Genomic DNA, 19,375 nt, shown 5'->3' on the forward strand with positions numbered 1-19,375 from the left:
CGAGTAGGMSGCGTCGAGCTGGTCGAGCARCTGGCGCTTGACCTTCTGGCGCGTCATCGARCCGAACTGGTTCTCGATCTGGCCRCGCACGATYTCRCGYAGGCGCTCCAGCGAYTCCAGGCCRAGRTTCTTGGCGGTCTCGTCGTTGATTTCCAGTTCGYCCGGCTTCGACACTTCCTTGACGGTGACGTCGAAGGTGGCTTCCTTGCCGGCCAGATGGGCCGCCTGGTAGTTTTCCGGGAAGGTCACGGTGACCTGCTTTTCGTCGCCAGCCTTGGCGCCGACCAGCTGGTCCTCGAAGCCCGGAATGAACTCCTTGGAGCCGAGCACCAGCGGCTGGTCGGTGCCGGCGCCGCCGGCAAAGGCCTCGCCGTCGATCTTGCCGACATAGTCGATGCTGACGCGGTCGCCTTCAGCCGCCTTGCCGGTCTTCGGCTCGTAGCTGCGTGCCGATTCGGCAACGCGCTTGACCTGGTCGTCGATCTCGGTGTCCGGCACGTCGAACACCTGACGCGTCACCTTGATGTCGGAGAAATCCTTGATCTCGATCGCCGGAATGATCTCGTAGTTGAGGCGGAACTCGAAGTCGGTGCCGCCGGCCAGGATCTTCTCGGCTTCCTTCTCGTCCTCGGTCATGATGACTTCGGGCTGCATGGCGGCTTTTTCGCCGCGGCCAGTGATGATCGAACGGGTCGAATCGTTGAGAATCTCGTTGACCACTTCGGCCATGAACGACTTGCCGTAGACCTTGCGCAGGTGCTGCACCGGCACCTTGCCCGGCCGGAAGCCGTTGATGCGAACCTTGTTGCGGGCGTCCGACAGCCGCGCCATCAGCTTGGCTTCCATGTCACCCGCCGGCACGGTGATCTTGATCTCGCGCTTGAGACCGGAGTTGAGCGTTTCGGTGACCTGCATCGTAAAACCTTTGTTTTCACCAATGAGACTGCCACGGCCTCTGCCGTTTACAGCCTGCCGGTATAATCTTGCCGGGAATGGCTTTTGGTACGGAACCTGGCGATTTGACCGAAATTACGGCTCAAACTCTCCCAAACTGCGTTCCAAAATGTGAATAAGTTCTTGTTTTTCCTACTTCTTATCACATTCTGCAGAAGCGGATCGTCGCGTCCCGTCACATTTGACACGCCTTTTGTCACAGGCGAGGCTAATTTTCAACAGTCTTCGCGTTTAGGTGAATAACCACCATTTTGGCCCTCACCCGACATTCTGGCCCTCACCGACATTTTGGACCTGACCCAACATCTTGAACCTGAGATTGACAGAATGATGGCTACATGGGATTGCCGGACCACGCGGGTATGGCGGAACTGGTAGACGCACCAGATTTAGGTTCTGGCGAGAGATCGTGGGGGTTCGAGTCCCTCTACCCGCACCACCCTTCGCTCTTCGAGCGGGGTGGCAGGCCATCCATAAAATCCAACTCTCAAGCAAGGCCCTTGAAATAGTTCGTTGACAGGTTCTTATTTGCAGCAGCAGGTTGGGGCTCTGTCGTGCGTGTAGTTTCTCTAGTTCTGGCGGTAGGGTCAATTGTCGCGGCAGCAACATGTAAGGTTGAGGCCCTGGAATACACGCCTGTTTCGCCTCCAGGGCAGCAGCCGTTTCTTGTTGTTTCCGGCGAGTTCAACGAACATGAACCTGTGAACGCTTTTAGCAACGCGGTTGTGAGCAGCGGGGCCCGGAGGATCGTATTCAACTCCCCCGGCGGCAATGTCGGCAGCGCGCTTCGGTTGGGGCGTATGATCCGTGCGGCAGGGTTGGATACGCTTCAGGTTCGCCAATTGCAGTGCGCTTCAGCCTGCTCACTGGCCTTCTTGGGTGGCGTCCACCGCGTTGCCGAACCAGGTTCTATCGGCGTTCATCGGGCGTTTTTGAAACCGGCTGACGGGATGTCCCGCGAAGAAGCAAAGGCCCGTGTCCAGCTCGGAACGGCCGCAATCACATCCTATGTAGTCGAGATGGGAGTGGACCCCAAGCTGATGGAATTGGCTTCGAGCTATGACAAGGATGACATAAGATACCTATCGGCCAGCGAAATGGCAGAGTTGCGTGTGACCAATGTCGCAGCGAACCAATCGCCCGCAGATACATCGCAGGTGTCGACCAGGCCAGATCCTGCGGCGATGCCTGTGCCTGCACCCGACGCAGGGCAACAGGCGGAGAGCGTTGCGGTCGCCTTCGTCAAGGATCTGATCGAGCATCATGGCGACAACGACGATTTCGCTCTTGCTCAAGTTCAGGCGTCCTACGCTCGCACGGTCGACTATTATGGCAAGTTGACGAACCTGAGTTCGATCATTCAGGACAAGAGGAACTATTACCGGCGATGGCCTGAACGCGTGTATAACGTCCGCAATGACAGCATTGTGGTCACCTGTGCAAACGATCGCTGCATGGTTTCTGGCGTCTATGACTGGGTTGTGCGCAGCCCCTCGATACACAAGCAGGAAAGAGGCGTAGCAGACTTTAGCTACACAATATCGATTGGTCCCTATCCCAAAATCACCGCCGAGACGAGTAAGGTCCGGAGTTGATCAGCGGAGTTCTCCATCCCTGAGTCGGTGAACTTCCTTGCGAAAAATCTGTTTGGCTATTTCGTATAGTGGCACACGCCCCCGGCGGGGTACCGCAGTTGATACAAAAATGAGTCCATTCCGGTGCCGCGCCGCCGCAACGCTTGTACGGCAAGGCCCTTACACCCGATTTAGGGGTTCTGGTCTCTTGATTCGCACCGATCACCGGCATCCATCGTTATTAATATAGCGGTTCCTCGAACAGCATCTTGTCGCCGTCGACCAGCGCCTTGATCTGGGCGGTGCCGTCGCTGGCAAGCGCCAGCCTTATGCCGAACGGGCGCACCCGCATGTCGTTCTGGATCGCCATGCCCTGGCCTTCCGGCAGGTAGAAACGCTCGATACCGTAATCCGGCGCGATCGTCGTGCCCTCGCTGCGCAGGTCCCAGCCCGCTGCGACATGGCCCGATATGTCCGCCTCATCCGCGGCAGCCGGCGTCGGTGCCTTGCCGAACCAGGCGGTGGTCGGCGTCCAATAGCCGTCGGCACCTTTCTTCAGGCGGACGACAATCGACGTGTCGTCGCTGGAAAGTTTATCGGCTGGAATGTTGGCAATCATTTTCACCGGTATGCGCGAGATGTCATAGCCGAGGATAATATAGTCGCCGCGCAGCAGATCGCGCGGGTCGACGGGTTCGATCTTCAGCAGCACTTCCTTGCCGTTGCGCAGGATCGCCGCCCGGCCGGCGATGATCCAGCTCAGGAAGCCGATCTGGACGAGCGCCAGCACCAGCGCCGAGATAACAAGCCGCTTTCCGGTCATCATGCCGTGTCTCCCCCGGTGGCCGGACCCTTCATGCGTTTTTCGACCCGGATGATGACGATCGCCAGCATGCCGAGCAGCACCGCGGCGGCAAGGAAGAAGCCGGCCGTATCGAGCATCGATTGCAAGGTGACGACATAGATCATGGCGAGTTCGAAGGCGAAGCCGAGATAGGCAAGCCAGCGCAGGCCTCGGCTCTCCCGTCCTGCCAGCACGATAGCGGCGACGATGCCGGCCAGCGCGACGACCGAGGCGATGGTGAAACCGCTGTTGTAAGTGCTTTCATCGGCCAGTTCGAACTGGATGATGGCCAGACCTGTGAGGAAGCCGAGCAGCGCGTGCAGCGGCAAGCGGCCCCCAAGCTGCACGACACGGTCGACCGGCTCCGGTGCGAAGACGGCAGCCGCGAAGAGCACGACAGAGACGATGACCAGGGGGATCGCCACCGGCAGCGTCGCGTGGTTCCCGGCCAACAGCACGAGATAGAAGAGCAGCGACAGGATGATCAGGTGCCGCGCCGGCTGGCTGCGGGTCCAGAACGACACAGCAAACAGCACGACCGCCATGACGACGAAGGCATGCGGAAACTCACTACGGCTGTAATAGTCGAACCCTTTGAGGAACAGCCATGCGTCGGCGATACCGACCGAAGCGACGGTCAGCGGGTTCGACCGCAGCGCCACCGCCGCCAGCGCCGTGCCGGCGCCCCATGTAATCAGCGCGGACGCCTCGTCGCCGGACAAATGATACATCTGGCCGATCAGCGCGATCGAACCACCGAAGGCCGCCGCCGCCACGATCCATAGAGCTTCGCCGATCGCCGCATGGTCGCGCGACTTCAGCACCGCGCCGCCGACATAGCTGCCAAGGATGATGGCAAACAGCGCTGTCACCCGCGCCAGCCGCGGGATCGCATCCCAGTTGGCGGCGACGAAGATCAGGATGGCCGCGCCAAACAGCAGCGCCGCCATCATCGCCAGGATCGAGCCGAAGCTCAGTGATTTGCGTTCGTTGGCCTCGACGTCGCGCGTCAGGGAATCGGCTGTCGCGGCGTCGATCAGGCCTGCCTGGAGCCACCGCGCAATATCGGACCTGACCCGTGTCGAGTAGCCCGCCATGTCCTGCCTCCCCCGCTAGGTCGTTTTTTCAGCCGAACCAGCCAAACCGTTGACGTCACGGCACTTTCTGATTCTGGCTTCTTTGTGTCCGGTCCGTGAGGCGCGTTAATGTTGCATTGCACAATTTGCATTGCTGCCATGCAGCCATAGCGCTTTTAAATCGATATGAGCCCGCTTATTTATGGTTCGTACACAAACGGAATGATCCGCAAGAAAGACGAAACGAGAACTACCATGAACCTGATCCGCAACTACCGCAACTGGCGCCGCTACCGGGACACCGTGTCCGAGCTGAGCCGCCTGAGCAACCGTGAACTGACCGACCTCGGCATCAGCCGCAGCGACATTCCTTACGTCGCTCGCAAGGCGGTCTAATTCTTCGGACCGCAAATGGTCCGAACAAGTTTCTGAAAAGAGAACGACAATGAACCTGATCCGCAACTATCGTAACTGGCGCGTTTATCGCGAGACGGTTACCGAGCTGGGTCGCCTTTCGAACCGTCAGCTGCATGATCTCGGTATCGTCCGCGACGAAATCAAGATCATCGCCCGCCGGGCGATCTAACAGAATTTCGCTGGGGTCGACCTCCTCCCCGACCTCCAGCGAACGGTCAGCCCTTATCCTCCTCCCGAGGGTTGRCCACMAAAACGGCGCCCGCCGCACCTCCTCCCGCGGCGGGCGCTGTTTCCCCGGAGCAAAACGAGTTTTTGCTCCCGGAGCAAAATGAATTTTGCTCCAAAAGGGTTTCGCCCCTTTTCAAAACGCGAAAGAGATTTCGTCAAAGCCGACCTCCTCCCCGGCGATGACGAATASGGYCGAYCTTCACCTCCTCCCGAGGATCGACCCCCAAAACGACACCCGCCGGACCTCCTCCCCCGGCGGGTGTTGTTGTTTTCAGGGCAGGCTTCTCGACCGAGCGTGTCCCGTTACCGCAGCACGGCAATTGCAATCGCCGCACCAAGCGATTATTCCGGCGCTCATGAGCAAAAACCCCATCCACATCATCGGCGGCGGTCTCGCCGGTTCCGAAGCCGCATGGCAGGCGGCGCAAGCCGGCGTTCCCGTTGTGCTGCATGAAATGCGCCCGGTGCGCGGCACCGACGCGCACAAGACCGATAGCCTGGCCGAGCTTGTCTGTTCCAATTCCTTCCGCTCCGACGATGCCGAGAACAACGCGGTCGGCCTGCTGCACGCCGAGATGCGGCTGGCCGGCTCGCTGATCATGAGCGCCGGCGACGCCAACCAGGTGCCAGCCGGCGGCGCATTGGCCGTCGACCGCGACGGTTTCTCCGAAGCGGTGACGAAAAAACTCGAAGCGCACCCGCTGATCACCATCCAGCGCGAGGAAGTGCCCGGCGTGCCGCCAGCGGATTGGGATCAGGCGATCATCGCCACGGGTCCGCTGACTGCGCCTGCGCTCGCCCAGTCGATCGCCGAGACAACCGGCGCCGATGCGCTGGCTTTCTTCGACGCCATTGCCCCGATCATCCATTTCGACACGATCGACATGGACATTTGCTGGTTCCAGTCGCGCTACGACAAGGTTGGACCGGGCGGCACCGGCAAGGACTACATCAACTGTCCGATGGACAAGGACCAATACCTTGCCTTCGTGCAGGCACTGGTCGATGGCCAGAAAACCGAGTTCAAGCAATGGGAAGGCACGCCCTATTTCGACGGCTGCCTGCCGATCGAGATCATGGCCGAGCGTGGTGTCGAGACACTGCGCTACGGGCCGATGAAGCCGATGGGGCTGACCAATGCGCACAATCCGACGGTGAAAGCCTATGCGGTCGTCCAGCTGCGGCAGGACAATGCGCTGGGTACGCTCTACAACATGGTGGGCTTCCAGACCAAGCTGAAGCATGCCGAGCAGGTGCGCGTGTTCCGTACCATTCCGGGCTTGGAAAACGCCGATTTCGCCCGCCTCGGCGGCCTGCACCGCAACACCTACATCAATTCGCCGACCTTGCTCGACCAATCCCTGCAGCTGAAGTCGCGCCCCGGCCTGCGCTTTGCCGGCCAGATCACCGGCTGCGAAGGCTATGTCGAAAGTGCTGCCATCGGCCTGCTCGCCGGCCGCTTCGCCGCGGCCGAGAGGCTCGGCCAGGCACCCTCGCTGCCGCCGCTCACCACAGCCTTCGGCGCCTTGCTCAATCACATCACCGGCGGTCACATCGTTTCCGACGATGAGCCGGGCAAGCGCTCTTTCCAGCCGATGAATGTCAATTTCGGCCTGTTCCCGCCGGTGGAAGCTGTGAAGATCGAAGGCAAGCGCCTGCGCGGCAAGGACAAGACGGTCGCAAAACGGCACGCCATCACTTCGCGCGCGCTGGGCGATTGCCGCGAGTGGCTTGGGTTGCCGGCGCGGGCGCAAGCAGCGGAGTAGCAAACCTGGGGATTGGACCGAAGCAGAAAGTAGGATACTATCCTACTTTCTGCCCACCGGAGGCGCTCTATGGAATCCGCCGAAAAACTGTCCGTCACCGTCACGCCCGCCATGGCGCGCATGATCCGCGAGAAAGTCGAGGACGGTTCCTTCGGCTCGGCGAGCGAAGTCATCCGCGCGGCGCTCCGCGCCTTCCAGCGCGAAGAGGAAGAACATGCTGAACGCATGGCCTCGATCCGGGCCCGGGTGAAGGCGTCGATCGAGGATGCGAGGCCAAGCCACTCGGGAGAAGAGGTTCGCAAGCACCTCCGGGGGCTCTTTGACCAATATTCGAGCCGCGCTGATGATTCAGCGGCTTGATGTCGAGTACCAAGAGGACGCCAGGGATGACCTGGCCGACATTTTCAGACACATCGTCGAGGCCGGCGGAAGTCCTGACGTCGCACTGTAATTGGTTTTGCGTATCGAAGACCGCTGCCAGAGCATCGGCAATGCGCCTCGAGGCGGCCGCTCCCGCGACGACATCGTGCCCGGATTGCGAACAGTTCCGTTCGAGCATTCCGCCGTCATCACCACATCGTCGACGGCGATCTCGTCCGCATCGTCAATATCTTCTATGGCGGCCGCGATTACGAGACACTGATGCGCGATGGCGGTTCGAGCGACCCCTCTTAGCGGACAAAACAGCTATTCAGCCGGCTCAGCACGCGCCATCGGCAACCCCGGCTTGCCCGCCTCACCCGGATTTCGCCTGACATAGGCCGCCTTCAGCGTCTCCGATGTGTCACGCGAGCCGTCATGGCTCCAGCCGGGCGGCTTGATCAGGTAATTCAGGCGATCGCTGAGCGTCAGCCCCCGCGCAAACGCATCCCTGAACATGCCGATCCACTCATGAAACGCCACTTTCAGCGGGTTGAAGGTGCCGAGATTCCTAACGATGCCGTAGCGCGGCCGGTCGTCCTCCAGCTCCTCGACGAAGGTGCCGAACATCCGATCCCAGATGATCAGCGTGCCGGCATAGTTGGCGTCGAGATAGCGCGGGTTGGTGGCGTGGTGGACGCGGTGGTGCGACGGCGTGTTGAAGATAAGCTCGAACCAGCCCCACATCTTGCCGATCGTCTCGGTGTGGATCCAGAACTGCCAGACGAGGTTGAAGCCGAAGGTGAAGGCAATCACCGCCGGATGGAAGCCGAGCAGCACCAGCGGCGCCTGCAGCACGAACATGAAGGTGAACAGCCCGGTCCAGCTTTGCCTGAGCGCCGTCGACAGATTGTAGTGCTGGCTGGAGTGATGGTTGACATGCTCGGCCCACACCCAGCGCACCCGGTGCGCGATGCGGTGGTAGACGTAGTAGCGCAGATCATCGAGCAGGAAGGCAGCCAGGAACACCCACACCGACAGGCCAAGATTGAAGACGCGGAACTGCCACAGCCAAAGCAGCGCCCAGTAGGAGACGACGCCCAGCAGCAGCCCGGCGACGACATTGCCGGTGCCCATCATCAGGCTGGTCAGCGTGTCACGCGTCTCGAACGAGCCCTTGGCGCGACCGGTGCGCACCAGCCAGAGCTCGATCAGGATGGCGGCGACGAAGAACGGAATGGCCAGTTGGGTGACCTGTGGAAAATCATAGCTGTCCATCACGCGGCCTCCCTGGCGGAACTTGCATGGTGCGGCCCGAGAACATTCAGCAAGGCCTGCGCATCGCTGGCACCGGCGAAGCGGAATCGGCCGCCTTTCCAGGTGAAGTCCGTCAGCCGCATCAGAATTGTGTTCGTCTCGTCGGAATTGGACATCGAGACGTCGGCAGCCGTGACGATGCGGGTCAAAAAGCAGTCGCCGATGCTGTGAACGATGCCGATTCGCCCTCGTCCAAGGTCCAGAAATGCTGTTTTGGCATCCGCCGTCAGGCGGACTGTAGAAGCCATCTCGTCAGGATAATCCTCCGCGAAACGGCGCAACGCCTGATCCGCGTCGGCCAGCGTCGCCGTCTTGCTGCCGCCGGTGAAATGCACGGCGGCGACCGACAGCGCAATGCCAAGGGCGACGATCGCGACCAGCACGGGCAAGCTCATGGATTTCCTCCGGGCCAGCCTGTCGTCTTCGGCGACAGTTCTCGGCTCGGCCGAATCCTTAACACGATTGACGTTTACGTCAAAGTGCCGGCCAGCCCTTGCTCGCGCGTCGCAACAGCAGCCAATGCCGGCGCAAGGCGGATAGCCGCACGACGCCTTCGAGCGGGCGCGACCCTTCCATCTTGTCGAGATAGGCACGCGACAGGGTCAGCGGCAGGAATGCCGGGCGCAACGCCACCGGCAGCCCAGCTGCGCCCCGCTCGAAAGCCGAAAGGTGTTCGCGCGCCAGCGCGATCATAGCCGCCACGGCGCGTTGCGCGCCAGGCCCGCCATCGCGGGCAACAAACTCTTCCGGCGACGATCCCGCCGCGGCCAGGAGATCAGCCGGGATAAAACACTGCCCGCGCTTGCGGTGCAGCGGCAACAGCAGCAAGAGGCCGGTCATCGCCTGCGCACAGCCCGCCCTGCCCGCCAGTTCGGCGAACGTTGGCGCCTCGTCGGGATCGAGCACCATCGCCGCAAGCTGGATGAGCGCGGCTGCCGTCTCGCCGCAATAGCCTTCGAGATCGGTGCGCGAGGGCATCGGATCGTCGTAGAGATCGAAGATGCGCGCTTCGAGCATGTTGTCGAATGCCAGCTTTGGCAGGCGATCGGCAGAAATTGTCGCCTTCAGCGCGTCGGCGACGGGATGGCCGACGCCCGCGCCATCATTATCGGCGGCGATGAGGTCACGCCACCATTGCAGCCGCACCTCGCCCGGCAACGGCTCGTGGATGCGGTCGCGGATGCCGGCGATTTCGGCATTGAAAGCGTAGAGCGAAAACAGCGCRTCGCGYYTGTCSRCCGGCGCRTAGAGCGCYGYGAGATAGCGGTCGTGGTCGGCGGYGCGYACCGCGTCCATGACGGTTTCTGCATTCTGCGCCATATCARTCGACGGCGATGAGCGCGGCAGCCACGGCGCGATCTTCCGCCAGAAGSACATTGTAGGTCCGCACCGCAGCACCCGTCGACATCGGATCGGACGCAATGCCTGCTTCTTTCAGCGCCGCCCGCAGCGCCGCCGGCAACGGCCGGAGATCCCTGCCCATGCCGACCAGCAGGATCTCGACCTTGTCGGCCTCCGCCAGCAGTCTTTCGAAATCCGCCACCGTCAGCGCCAGCGGATCTGCCGGCTCCCAGCCATGGATGCCTGTGGGCAGGCACAGCAGCGAGCCGCGATGCGACATGTCGGCAAAGCGGAACCCGCCATTGCCGTAGGCCTCGATCGGCGCGCGGCCGGGGAAATGCGCCTCGCGGATGACGATGCCTTTGCCGGTCACCACTCTGTCACCCCTTCGGGGCCGCGCGTCAGGTCGCGACCGCCTTGCCGCCGCTGACCGGCTTCTCCTCATCGGCCGAAGCCTGCGGCCGCAGCTTGAACAGGATCAGCAGCGGTGCRGCGATGAAGATCGACGAATAGGTGCCGAAGACAACACCGAACAGCATCGCCATGGTGAAGGAGCGGATGACTTCGCCGCCGAACAGCACCAGCGCCAACAGCGCCAGGATTGTCGTCACCGAGGTCAGCGTCGTTCGCGACAGCGTCTCGTTGATGGCATTGTTCAACAACTGCGGCAGCGGCATTCGCTTGTATTTTCGCAGATCCTCGCGGACGCGGTCATAGACCACGATCGTATCGTTCAGCGAATAGCCGATAATGGTCAGGATCGCCGCCAGCGACGACTGGTTGAACTCCAGCCCGGTGATGACGAAGAAGCCGAGCGTCATGACCACGTCGTGCACCGTCGCMACGATAGCACCGACCGCGAACTGCCACTCGAARCGGAACCAGACATAGACCAGGATGCCGATCAGCGCGACCAGCATGGCCATGGTGCCTTGCTTGGCCAGTTCGCCGGAGACCGTCGGTCCCACCACTTCGACGCGGCGGAAATCATACTGGTCCTGCAGCTCGCCGCGCACCTTGTCGATGACCGTCTGCTCGGCATTCTCGCCGCCATCCTGCGTGCCGACGCGGATCAGCACGTCGTTCGGCGCGCCGAACTGCTGCACCTGCACTTCGCCGATGTTGAGCTCCATCAATCGGCTGYGGATGTCGCCGATATTGGCATCGCCGCTCTTGGCCTTCACCTCGATCATCGAGCCGCCCTTGAAGTCGATGCCGTAATTGATGTCGACCGTCATGAACAGCACCACGGACAGCACCGACAGGAAGCTCGACAGCGCGAACGTCCAGCGGCGAATGCCCATGAAGGGAATCTTCGTGCCCGGCGGAATGAAGGTCACCGGCGCCTTCGGCAGTTCCTTCGGACGGGCGCGGCGCAGCCAGATCGACACCAGCAGGCGCGTGAAGGTGAAAGCGGTGAAGACCGTGGTCAGGATACCGATGGCGTAGGTGATGGCAAAGCCCTTCACCGGGCCGGTGCCGAGATAGAACAGCACCACCGTGGCGATCAGCGATGTGACGTTGGAATCAACGATGGTCGCCAGCGCCTTCGAGAAGCCGGTGTCGATCGCCTGGATCACAGAGCGGCCGGCACGTCGTTCCTCGCGGATACGCTCGTAGATCAGCACGTTGGAATCGACCGCCATGCCGATGGTCAGCACGATACCGGCAATACCAGGCAAGGTCAGCGTCGCCCCAAGCAGCGACAACAGCCCGACAATCATCGCCACGTGCACCGCCAGCGCGATGTTGGCGAGGAAACCGAGGAAGCCGTAGGCGACGAACATGAACGCAACGACGAGGATCGAGCCGATGATGCCGGCGACCTTGCCGGCATGGATCGAATCCTGGCCAAGGCCCGGACCTACAGTGCGCTCTTCGATGACCGTCAATGTCGCCGGCAGCGCGCCGGCGCGCAACAGTACGGCCAGGTCGTTGGCGCTCTGGGCGGTGAAATTACCGGAAATCTGGCCGGTGCCGCCGAGGATCGGTTCACGGATCTGCGGCGCCGAGATCACCTGGTTGTCGAGGATGATGGCGAACAGCTTGCCGACATTCTGCGAGGTTGCCTGGCCGAAGCGGGCGGCACCTTTCGAATCGAAGCGGAACGAAACCACCGGCTCGTTGTTCTGCGAATTGTATGTCGCCTGCGCGTCGACCAGGTTTTCGCCCGAAACGATGACGCGGTTTTCAATCAGATACGGAACCGGCGGATCGTCCTGGGAATAGAGCACCGAGGAGCCGGCGGGCGGGCGCCCCTTGAGCGCGTCCTGCACCGGCATCGACTGGTCGACCATCTGGAAGGTCAGCTTTGCGGTCTGGCCGAGAATTTCCTTCAGCCGCTGCGGATCCTGCAGGCCCGGAACCTGGACAAGGATGCGGTCGTCGCCTTGCCGCTGCACGATAGGCTCGGTGGTGCCGAGTTCGTTGACGCGGCGCTCGACCACTTCGATCGATTGCGCCAGTGCGGTCGATGTGCGGTATTTGATGCCGGCGTCGGTAACGGTGAACTTGAGCAGGCCCGGTTCGGAATCGTCCAGCGCCATTTCCTGGATGGAACCGCCGGTGAACAGGCCGGCGGCGACAGGATCGGTCAAGGTCTTCAACGCCGTCTTTGCGGCGTCGAGTTGGGCTGGATCCGTGATGCGGACCTGCAAGGTCCGCCCGGTGCCGGCAAGGCCGGTATAGCCGATCTTGGCGTCGCGCAGCAGCGTGCGGATTTCGTCACGTGTCGTCTCCAGCCGATCCTTGATCAGATCGTTCTGGTTCATCTCGAGCAGGATGTGCGAACCGCCCTGCAARTCGAGRCCSAGCGTCATCTGCCGCTTCGGCACCCARCTYGGCAGYTGMGCCAGYGTGCTGGYGGGGAAMAGRTTGGGCGCGGCRAGGATCAMYGTGRYGGCCACGGCCASCCAGATCAGGATCATCTTGAAGCGCGAAAAATACAGCATATGGCGTCGTCCGTCAGAGCGTGTCCGCGGATCGCTCCGCCTGGAATTGGATTACTTCTTGGCGTTCTGGTTGGCTACCGGTTCGCCCTTGACGCGCACATCGGCGATCGTCGAGCGCAGCGCCGTGACCTTGGTGCCGCCACCGAGGTCGATCTCGAGCTCGTTGTCATCGATCACCTTCGTCACCTTGCCGACGAAACCGCCGCCGGTGACGACCGTGTCGCCGCGACGGACCGCCGCCAGCATCTCGCCGCGCTTCTTCAGCTGCGTGCGCTGCGGGCGGATGATCAGAAAATACATGATCACGAAAATCAGGACAAACGGCAAAATGCTGATGAGCATATCGGGAGAGGCGCCGCCGATGCCTTGGGCGTATGCCGGTGTCACGAACATCGAAAGTACTCCTGAATTTTGAAAACAGCCGCCAACCGTCCTGCGGAGTTTGGCGGCCCCTTGAAATTTGGCCGGAATATAGTCGGTAAAGTTGTCAATGCAACTGCGCGGCCAGCCAAATCGGCTGCTTTTCCGGCTTGTTGAGCCGTGTTAGAGCATGACCGCGAAAAGCGCGAGCCGGTTTTCCGAAAAGATCACGCTCGAACAAAAGGTTGGAACCGGTTTCGAATCCGACGGATTCGAACGTGCCCAACCTGCCCGCCCCAGGAAACGAACCAAAAAGACCTGAAATGACCGACAGCAGCATCGACGCCCTCAACAAGAAACTTGACCGCCTGATCGAGGCTGTCGGCCGTCTCGCCCCGCCGCCGGTGCCTCAAACCGACCTCGGCGAGGCCGACTGCTTCGTCTGGCAGGCCGATCCGGGCTATCTGGAGCCGGTGCGCAAGGTCAACCGGGTCGATATCGGCCTGATCCGCGGCGTCGACCGTGTCCGCGACATCCTTGTCGACAACACAGAGCGCTTCGCCGCCGGCTTTGCTGCCAACAACGTGCTGTTGTGGGGCGCGCGCGGCATGGGCAAATCGTCGCTGGTCAAGGCCGTGCATGCCGAGATCAATGCCAAGGCCAAGTCCGACCTGCCGCTGAAGCTGATCGAAATCCACCGCGAGGACATCAACACGCTGCCGAAGCTGATGGGTTTGCTGAAGGCGGCCCCCTTCCGCGTCATCCTGTTTTGCGACGACCTGTCCTTCGATCATGACGACACCTCCTACAAGTCTCTGAAGGCGGCGCTCGAAGGCGGCGTCGAAGGCCGCCCGGCCAACGTCATCTTCTACGCCACCTCGAACCGCCGTCATCTGTTGCCGCGCGACATGATCGACAATGAGCGTTCGACCGCCATCAACCCGTCCGAAGCGGTCGAGGAAAAGGTCTCGCTGTCCGACCGTTTCGGACTTTGGCTCGGCTTCCACAAATGTTCGCAGGACGAATATCTCGAGATGATCAACGGCTATGCCAGCCATCACGGCCTCGACATCGATCCCGAGCAGTTGCGGGCAGAGGCGCTGGAATGGGCGACCACGCGCGGCAGCCGCTCGGGTCGCGTCGCCTGGCAGTTCACGCAGGACCTGGCCGGCCGGCTTGGCAAGCCGCTGAAGGATTGACCGCGTCGCTAAAGCACAATCCAGGATGTCATTTGGGCGGCCGCGCCCGCCGCAAATCGCGCGGCGTCTGGCCGATCTCGCGGCGCATCCAATGCGCCAGATGCGACTGGTGCGCGAAGCCCGTCAATTCCGCAACCTCGCTTGTGCTGAGATCGCCCTGCTGCAGCAGCATACGCGCACGTTCGACGCGACGATGCAACACGTAGCGATGCAGGGTGACGCCCGTCGCCACCTTGAACCATGTCCGCAAATGCGAGCTGCTCGCACCGGCAACCCGGCTTAGCCGATGGATTGAAAGCGGCTCATGGAGAGCGTCCTCGATGTATTCCAGGACGCGCTTGAGCTGGGTATCCGACAGCCGGTTCGTTCGATCGGTGTCTATATCGTCGACGCCAAGCAGCCTCACCGCGAGCGCAGCGCCAATGCTGTCGGCAAACAGTGAGCCGCTCGGCGCGCCTACATCGAGATCGCTCTGAAGTGCTCGAGCAAGATGCTCGATGCGCTGGTCACGAAGCAAATGGCGCGTGTCGAGCCGCGTCACCAGCGCCCTGCCGCCAAGTTCCGCCGCTACCCTTTCCATCAAGGCTGGCTGCAAGTCGATCTCGATCGTCTCGAACGCGGTCTCAGCCTCGAAACCACCCTCCTCGCCTGCCGGCACCAGGTCGATATCGCCGGCGCGCCTGACGAAATATCGTCCAACCTGATTGCAATAGGAGCGTGTCGCCGCGCTTGCGTGCACCATGATGCGATGGTGTGGCGCCCGGGCAAGACGATGGACGCCCGCCTCGATATGCCGGGAAACCATTGTCACGTCGGACGGAGATCGGGCCGGAGCGAATTGCGGACGCATGCTCTCTCGATTCATGGCGAAACCTGCTCAAGATTTGGCAATTCCCGCGCGATTTTCAATGCCGCGAACATGTACTCACGCCTCTCCATCAAGCTTGGAAGAGAGGTTGCCATGAGTTTCTATGTTGTTGTCGGAGCAGGCCCGGTTGGTCGCGAGACCGCTCGCCTTCTCAGCGAAGAAGGACATGAGGTCGTTCTCACAAGCCGAAGCGTCGGTTCAAACGCGTTGCGGAACGTGCGAGCCGTGCAAGTCGACGCCACGGATGCTTCGGAACTGTCGCGTATCTGCCAAGGCGCCGATGCGATCTTCATGTGTGCCATGGCCACATATCATCGCTGGCCGACCGACTTTTTCCCCATCATCGACGGTACCGTGCGCGCGGCCGAAGCGGCCGGCGCCAAGCTCATCGTGCTCGGAAACCTTTATGGTTATGGGGAAAATGCCGACAGCCCGCTTCGCTCCGACCTGTCGCTGGACCCGACTTCGAAGAAAGGAACCGCCAGGACGATGATGTGGCAGCGGGCGGTCCGTGCCGATGTGCCGGCGATCGAAATTCGCTCCAGCGACTATCTCGGGCACGGCGCGATCAGCTACTTCTCACTGGTGGCGCTGCCCTCCATCATCGAGGGCAAGCCCACCGCCTTCATTGGAGACCTCGACGCAACTCATGCCTGGAGCTTCACTAGGGACGTCGCGAGCACACTTGTCGCGGCTTCCCGTTACACGGGCGAATGGGGACGGGCGTTTCACGTTCCCTCGCAACACGCCTCACCCCGGAATCTCATCCAGAAAACCGCGGCGATGCTCGCACGAGAGGTTTCAGCTATACGTTCCTATTCCGTCCCGGAGATGGAATCCTTGGGCATGCATGAGCTCATCGAGATGAGCTACCTCTTCGAGAGCCCCCTGCTGGTTGATTCCTCCGACACCGAGGCGCTTCTGGGCGTGAAGGCTAGCAGCCTTGAGGAGATGATCGCCGACACGCTTCGCGATCATATGTGAAACCCTACGAGCGGGCTTTTGGACAAAACTGAAAAAGCCCGCTCCTTGCGGAACGGGCTGAGCCGGCGGGCCGGACTGGAGGTCAGACGGCCCGCAAATCGCTTTTTTTATTCTATTCGAGATAGCCTGACGGATCGACCGGGGCAGAGTTCTTGCGCACTTCGAAGTGCAGCTTCGGCGAGTCCGTCGTGCCGCTCATGCCCGACAATGCGATCTCCTGGCCGCGCTTGACCTTCTGGCCGCGCTGCACCTCGATCGAGCTGGCATGGCCGTAGACGGTGACCAGGCCGTTCTCGTGGCGCACCAGCACCGTGTTGCCGAATTCCTTGAGCCCGTCGCCGGCATAGATGACGACGCCGTTCTCGGCCGCCTTGACCGGCGTGCCCGTGGGCACCGCGATGTCGACGCCGTCCTTGCCCGCTCCGAAGCCGGAGATCACCCGGCCGCGCACCGGCCAGCGCATCTTGCCGATACCCGTGGCGTCCGGCGCCACCGCGTCGTCGTCCTCGGCCTGCTGAATGACCTTCGCGTCTTTTTTCGGCGGCGTGTAGGATGCCAGCGTTTCCGACGGCGTGGTCTTTGCTGCCGGCTGCGTCGTGGCTGTGGTTACCGGATCGACCTTCGCCGGCTTGGCGCTGGCGACCGTCGCGGTTCCGCCGGCCGGCACCTTCAGGGTCTGGCCGATCTTGAGCAAACCATCCTTCATGCCGTTGGCCTGCTTCAGCGCAACGACGCCGACGCCGGTCTTCCTGGCAATCGAAGACATCGTGTCGCCCGATTGGACCGTATAGGTGCCCGCAGCGCCGGTTGCCTTGGCGACCTGCGCCGGCTTGGGCTCCTTGGGCTGGCTTGCGGCCGCTGACGCATCGACCTGAGCGGCGGCCTTACCTTCCTTGAGCTTCGGCTGCTGCGGCAGCACGGCGACCTTGTCCGGCGCGGTGGCCGGCAGATCATGCTTGCCGTCCTTCGCCGGTTTTGCATCGGCGACTTTCGGCTCGGCCTTGCTCGAATACGCATAGGCAGGGATGACCAACTTCTGGCCCGTCTTCAGCCCTTTGGTTGCGCTCAGACCGTTCACCTTCATGATGACGTCGGCCGGCACCTTGTAGTGCAGCGCGATGCCATTGATCGTTTCGCCGTCCCGCACGACGATTTCGGTCGCGTGCGGCCTGCCCACTTCTGCCATCTTCGGCGCGTCGGGCTGGGCATTCTTGAACGGTTTCGCAGCCGGCTCGACAGTGCCGGTTGTCGTCCTGTCGACATGGGGAGCAGGCCGAACCATGGCCGGTGCCGATGCGACACGCACCGGATTGGCTGCAGGCGCGAGTGCTGGCGCGGCCTGAGCTGAAACGGGCGGCGGCAACGGCCGGCTCGAAACCGGCTCGAGGCTGGAGCGGCTGACCGACTGGGTGTGGCTGCCGTCAAGCGGAGCGGCCGAGACATCACCCGGATAGGGCTGCACGGCATCCTGCTTGTTGATGATGGCGCGCTGATTGTTGGTCGAGGAAGTGAAGACATCGTCGACACTGTTGAACCGCGAAGCCTGGGAACTGCACCCGGCGGCAGCACCCGCAATCATGAGAACAGCGCAGCCCCGCGCCAGATTGCGACTGTTTGTCTTCAAAACACTGAGTTGCATCGCACTAACCCGCACAAACGCTGCACCAACTGAGACAGGATTAAAGCGCGTTAATGTTACTGGGCGGTTAACCCATTAGAATCCGACGAAAATTTTCTTAAAACATTTGGGGCCACCTCGGAGTGGCCAGCGGCCCGGGCTTGGTCGGTCGGGAATGCTGGTCTGCGGCAACCGAGCCTGGCATCCCTTGAAGATGTAGCGCAGACCTGGATCATCGGTACGGACCCAGTGCGAGGATCGAGCGGCAGCGCCACCTGTTCAAGGATGCTTCGTATTTCAGCAAGCTTGTTCATGTCCGTGCGACACTTCTGAAATAACCCCACCTGTTGCGTTGGGGTAACGGTACTTCGGGGTTGAGTTCAGATAGGGTCGGGGCGGGCTTGGGGGGTACTTCTATGAAACGTTTTCTGATTGCCGTGACGGCTGCCGCTGCTTTGGGTGCCGTTGGGCACGCATCCGCCGCCGATCTCACCGAGGCGCAGGTCGCCGCCAGCTATGACTGGAGCGGCCTCTATATCGGCGCCAATGGCGGCTGGGGATCGAGCCACTCCTGCTGGGACGCATCGTTCTTCGGCCTGTCTTTCAGCGAAGGCTGTCACAACGCCACCGGCGGCGCACTCGGCGGGCAAGTCGGCTATCGCTGGCAGCGCAACGACTGGGTGTTCGGGGTGGAAGCGCAAGGCGATTGGGCCGATCTGAAGGGCTCCAATCAGTCCGAATTTATCCCGGTCTTTACAAATCGCTCGCGCGTCGACGGGTTTGGATTGTTGACTGCCCAGGTCGGATACAGCTTCAGCAACGCCCTCGTCTACGTCAAGGGCGGGGCCGCCGTAACGCGCAACCATTTCGAGGTCGTCACCACATTTCCTCCCAATACGCTTGCCGGCACGACCGATGACCAGACCCGCTGGGGTGGCGCTCTAGGCGCCGGTGTTGAGTACGGTTTTGCTCCGAATTGGTCGCTTGCGATCGAATACGATCACCTGTTCATGCCCGACAAGACCACCGATTTCGCGTCCGTCGGGCTGCCCTTCCCCTTCGGCACGGACAACATCAGCCAGAGCGTCGATCTCGTTGGCTTGCACCTGAACTACCGCTTCGGCGGTTGAGCCTAGATCACCGCTGCGACGCTGCGCAGGATCGGCTGCAGGCGCACCATGCCGATGTCCTCGCGCTCGAAACGGCTGCCGACCTTGGTTAGCTTGGCCAGCACCTGCTCGCCCTCCTCCGGCCCGATCGGCGCGATGACGATGCCGCCGCTCGACAATTGGTCGAGCAGGAAGCGCGGCAGGTTGTCGAAGGCGGCCCAGACGACGATGCGGTCGAACGGCCCTTCGGCAGGCAGGCCGCCAGAGCCGTCCGCCTGGCGCACGATGACATTGCCGATGCCGAGTGCCTCGAAACGCTGTCTGGCTTGCTCGACCAGCGTCTTGTAGCGATCGACGGTCACGATACGCGCCGCCAGCCGCGACATCACCGCCGAAGTATAGCCGGAGC

The 19,375-nt window shown here is 61.8% G+C and carries 21 protein-coding genes and 1 tRNA gene; 9 read left to right on the plus strand and 13 right to left on the minus strand.

Going from position 1 to position 19,375, the window contains the following annotated elements:
- The coding region (gene tig / locus AC1DX0_RS15085; RefSeq protein ID WP_477355890.1) for a trigger factor at positions 1 to 915 on the minus strand (915 nt) is incomplete at its 3' end.
- Between the two features lie 395 nt (positions 916 to 1,310).
- Here tig and AC1DX0_RS15090 point away from each other — a divergent pair.
- Both AC1DX0_RS15090 and AC1DX0_RS15095 read left to right on the plus strand, forming a co-directional pair.
- Positions 1,311 to 1,393: transfer RNA gene (locus tag AC1DX0_RS15090), tRNA-Leu, on the plus strand.
- 115 nt (positions 1,394 to 1,508) lie between these two features.
- Positions 1,509 to 2,549: a COG3904 family protein gene (locus AC1DX0_RS15095; protein ID WP_477222281.1), complete on the plus strand. Its 1,041-nt coding sequence runs from the start codon at positions 1,509 to 1,511 to the stop codon at positions 2,547 to 2,549.
- A 220-nt stretch (positions 2,550 to 2,769) separates the two neighbouring features.
- On the opposite strand, the gene AC1DX0_RS15100 is transcribed toward AC1DX0_RS15095, so the two are convergent.
- Entirely contained in the window at positions 2,770 to 3,354 is a 585-nt protein-coding gene (locus AC1DX0_RS15100) for a GDYXXLXY domain-containing protein (RefSeq protein WP_477222280.1), read from the minus strand.
- Positions 3,351 to 4,469: a DUF2157 domain-containing protein gene (locus tag AC1DX0_RS15105; protein WP_477222279.1), complete on the minus strand. Its 1,119-nt coding sequence runs from the start codon at positions 4,467 to 4,469 to the stop codon at positions 3,351 to 3,353. The genes AC1DX0_RS15100 and AC1DX0_RS15105 overlap by 4 nt, the downstream gene beginning before the upstream one ends.
- A 234-nt stretch (positions 4,470 to 4,703) precedes the next feature.
- On the opposite strand from AC1DX0_RS15105, the gene AC1DX0_RS15110 reads away from it, so the two are divergent.
- The 4 genes from AC1DX0_RS15110 (at position 4,704) to AC1DX0_RS15125 (ending at position 7,219) form a co-directional block, all read left to right on the plus strand.
- A complete protein-coding gene (locus AC1DX0_RS15110) occupies positions 4,704 to 4,844 on the plus strand; it encodes a DUF1127 domain-containing protein (protein ID WP_013531315.1) in 141 nt (46 codons plus the stop codon).
- Positions 4,845 to 4,893: 49 nt separating this feature from the next.
- Positions 4,894 to 5,034 (plus strand): DUF1127 domain-containing protein, encoded by a 141-nt coding sequence (locus tag AC1DX0_RS15115; RefSeq protein ID WP_019858543.1) that lies wholly within the window; start codon positions 4,894 to 4,896, stop codon positions 5,032 to 5,034.
- 415 nt (positions 5,035 to 5,449) lie between these two features.
- Positions 5,450 to 6,859 (plus strand): methylenetetrahydrofolate--tRNA-(uracil(54)-C(5))-methyltransferase (FADH(2)-oxidizing) TrmFO, encoded by a 1,410-nt coding sequence (gene trmFO, locus AC1DX0_RS15120; protein WP_477222278.1) that lies wholly within the window; start codon positions 5,450 to 5,452, stop codon positions 6,857 to 6,859.
- Between the two features lie 69 nt (positions 6,860 to 6,928).
- The gene (locus AC1DX0_RS15125) at positions 6,929 to 7,219 is read left to right on the plus strand and encodes a type II toxin-antitoxin system ParD family antitoxin (RefSeq protein ID WP_477222277.1); all 291 of its coding nucleotides are present in this window, start codon (positions 6,929 to 6,931) and stop codon (positions 7,217 to 7,219) included.
- 327 nt (positions 7,220 to 7,546) lie between these two features.
- Here AC1DX0_RS15125 and AC1DX0_RS15130 read toward each other — a convergent pair whose 3' ends face one another.
- The 7 genes from AC1DX0_RS15130 to AC1DX0_RS15160 form a co-directional block, all read right to left on the minus strand.
- Positions 7,547 to 8,497: a sterol desaturase family protein gene (locus AC1DX0_RS15130; protein WP_477222276.1), complete on the minus strand. Its 951-nt coding sequence runs from the start codon at positions 8,495 to 8,497 to the stop codon at positions 7,547 to 7,549.
- A complete protein-coding gene (locus AC1DX0_RS15135) occupies positions 8,497 to 8,931 on the minus strand; it encodes a hypothetical protein (RefSeq protein WP_477222275.1) in 435 nt (144 codons plus the stop codon). Before AC1DX0_RS15135 ends, AC1DX0_RS15130 begins: the two co-directional genes overlap by 1 nt.
- A 79-nt stretch (positions 8,932 to 9,010) precedes the next feature.
- Positions 9,011 to 9,856 carry a phytoene/squalene synthase family protein gene (locus tag AC1DX0_RS15140; protein WP_477355894.1) on the minus strand — a complete coding sequence of 282 codons (846 nt, stop codon included), beginning with the start codon at positions 9,854 to 9,856 and terminating at the stop codon, positions 9,011 to 9,013.
- Position 9,857: 1 nt separating this feature from the next.
- Positions 9,858 to 10,250 (minus strand): Mth938-like domain-containing protein, encoded by a 393-nt coding sequence (locus AC1DX0_RS15145; RefSeq protein ID WP_477222389.1) that lies wholly within the window; start codon positions 10,248 to 10,250, stop codon positions 9,858 to 9,860.
- A 28-nt stretch (positions 10,251 to 10,278) separates the two neighbouring features.
- On the minus strand, positions 10,279 to 12,828 hold the full coding sequence (gene secDF / locus AC1DX0_RS15150; protein ID WP_477355897.1) for a protein translocase subunit SecDF: 2,550 nt from the start codon (positions 12,826 to 12,828) through the stop codon (positions 10,279 to 10,281).
- 51 nt (positions 12,829 to 12,879) lie between these two features.
- Positions 12,880 to 13,221, minus strand: coding sequence for a preprotein translocase subunit YajC (gene yajC, locus AC1DX0_RS15155; RefSeq protein ID WP_027043763.1), 342 nt, complete (start codon positions 13,219 to 13,221; stop codon positions 12,880 to 12,882).
- Between the two features lie 94 nt (positions 13,222 to 13,315).
- Complete coding sequence (locus AC1DX0_RS15160; RefSeq protein ID WP_477222273.1) at positions 13,316 to 13,528, minus strand: hypothetical protein; 213 nt, start codon at positions 13,526 to 13,528, stop codon at positions 13,316 to 13,318.
- On the opposite strand from AC1DX0_RS15160, the gene AC1DX0_RS15165 reads away from it, so the two are divergent.
- Entirely contained in the window at positions 13,512 to 14,387 is an 876-nt protein-coding gene (locus AC1DX0_RS15165; RefSeq protein WP_477222272.1) for an ATP-binding protein, read from the plus strand. The genes AC1DX0_RS15160 and AC1DX0_RS15165 overlap by 17 nt on opposite strands.
- Before the next feature lie 28 nt (positions 14,388 to 14,415).
- Here AC1DX0_RS15165 and AC1DX0_RS15170 read toward each other — a convergent pair whose 3' ends face one another.
- Entirely contained in the window at positions 14,416 to 15,237 is an 822-nt protein-coding gene (locus AC1DX0_RS15170) for a helix-turn-helix domain-containing protein (RefSeq protein ID WP_477222271.1), read from the minus strand.
- A 111-nt stretch (positions 15,238 to 15,348) separates the two neighbouring features.
- Between AC1DX0_RS15170 and AC1DX0_RS15175 the strand changes: the two genes are divergently transcribed.
- Positions 15,349 to 16,239 carry an NAD-dependent epimerase/dehydratase family protein gene (locus AC1DX0_RS15175; RefSeq protein WP_477222270.1) on the plus strand — a complete coding sequence of 297 codons (891 nt, stop codon included), beginning with the start codon at positions 15,349 to 15,351 and terminating at the stop codon, positions 16,237 to 16,239.
- Positions 16,240 to 16,351: 112 nt separating this feature from the next.
- On the opposite strand, the gene AC1DX0_RS15180 is transcribed toward AC1DX0_RS15175, so the two are convergent.
- Positions 16,352 to 17,878, minus strand: coding sequence for a peptidoglycan DD-metalloendopeptidase family protein (locus AC1DX0_RS15180; protein ID WP_477222269.1), 1,527 nt, complete (start codon positions 17,876 to 17,878; stop codon positions 16,352 to 16,354).
- Positions 17,879 to 18,294: 416 nt separating this feature from the next.
- On the opposite strand from AC1DX0_RS15180, the gene AC1DX0_RS15185 reads away from it, so the two are divergent.
- Positions 18,295 to 18,987, plus strand: a complete 693-nt coding sequence (locus AC1DX0_RS15185; RefSeq protein ID WP_477355901.1) for an outer membrane protein — start codon at positions 18,295 to 18,297, stop codon at positions 18,985 to 18,987.
- 2 nt (positions 18,988 to 18,989) lie between these two features.
- Here the strand turns inward: AC1DX0_RS15185 and AC1DX0_RS15190 are convergent.
- On the minus strand, positions 18,990 to 19,375 hold a 386-nt coding region (locus AC1DX0_RS15190), incomplete at its 5' end, for a class I SAM-dependent methyltransferase (RefSeq protein ID WP_477355905.1).

The organism is Mesorhizobium sp. P3_A9 (assembly GCF_056402975.1).

What these genes read in the sequence shown, in the direction of transcription:
- AC1DX0_RS15170 (WP_477222271.1), bottom strand. Translation starts at nt 15,237, where the DNA reads ATGCGTCCGCAATTCGCTCCGGCCCGATCTCCGTCCGACGTGACAATG.
- AC1DX0_RS15100 (WP_477222280.1), bottom strand. Translation starts at nt 3,354, where the DNA reads ATGATGACCGGAAAGCGGCTTGTTATCTCGGCGCTGGTGCTGGCGCTC.
- AC1DX0_RS15115 (WP_019858543.1), top strand. Translation starts at nt 4,894, where the DNA reads ATGAACCTGATCCGCAACTATCGTAACTGGCGCGTTTATCGCGAGACG.
- yajC (WP_027043763.1), bottom strand. Translation starts at nt 13,221, where the DNA reads ATGTTCGTGACACCGGCATACGCCCAAGGCATCGGCGGCGCCTCTCCC.
- AC1DX0_RS15175 (WP_477222270.1), top strand. Translation starts at nt 15,349, where the DNA reads ATGAGTTTCTATGTTGTTGTCGGAGCAGGCCCGGTTGGTCGCGAGACC.
- trmFO (WP_477222278.1), top strand. Translation starts at nt 5,450, where the DNA reads ATGAGCAAAAACCCCATCCACATCATCGGCGGCGGTCTCGCCGGTTCC.
- AC1DX0_RS15130 (WP_477222276.1), bottom strand. Translation starts at nt 8,497, where the DNA reads ATGGACAGCTATGATTTTCCACAGGTCACCCAACTGGCCATTCCGTTC.
- AC1DX0_RS15110 (WP_013531315.1), top strand. Translation starts at nt 4,704, where the DNA reads ATGAACCTGATCCGCAACTACCGCAACTGGCGCCGCTACCGGGACACC.
- AC1DX0_RS15135 (WP_477222275.1), bottom strand. Translation starts at nt 8,931, where the DNA reads ATGAGCTTGCCCGTGCTGGTCGCGATCGTCGCCCTTGGCATTGCGCTG.
- AC1DX0_RS15105 (WP_477222279.1), bottom strand. Translation starts at nt 4,469, where the DNA reads ATGGCGGGCTACTCGACACGGGTCAGGTCCGATATTGCGCGGTGGCTC.
- AC1DX0_RS15180 (WP_477222269.1), bottom strand. Translation starts at nt 17,878, where the DNA reads ATGCAACTCAGTGTTTTGAAGACAAACAGTCGCAATCTGGCGCGGGGC.
- AC1DX0_RS15160 (WP_477222273.1), bottom strand. Translation starts at nt 13,528, where the DNA reads ATGCTGCTGTCGGTCATTTCAGGTCTTTTTGGTTCGTTTCCTGGGGCG.
- AC1DX0_RS15165 (WP_477222272.1), top strand. Translation starts at nt 13,512, where the DNA reads ATGACCGACAGCAGCATCGACGCCCTCAACAAGAAACTTGACCGCCTG.
- AC1DX0_RS15125 (WP_477222277.1), top strand. Translation starts at nt 6,929, where the DNA reads ATGGAATCCGCCGAAAAACTGTCCGTCACCGTCACGCCCGCCATGGCG.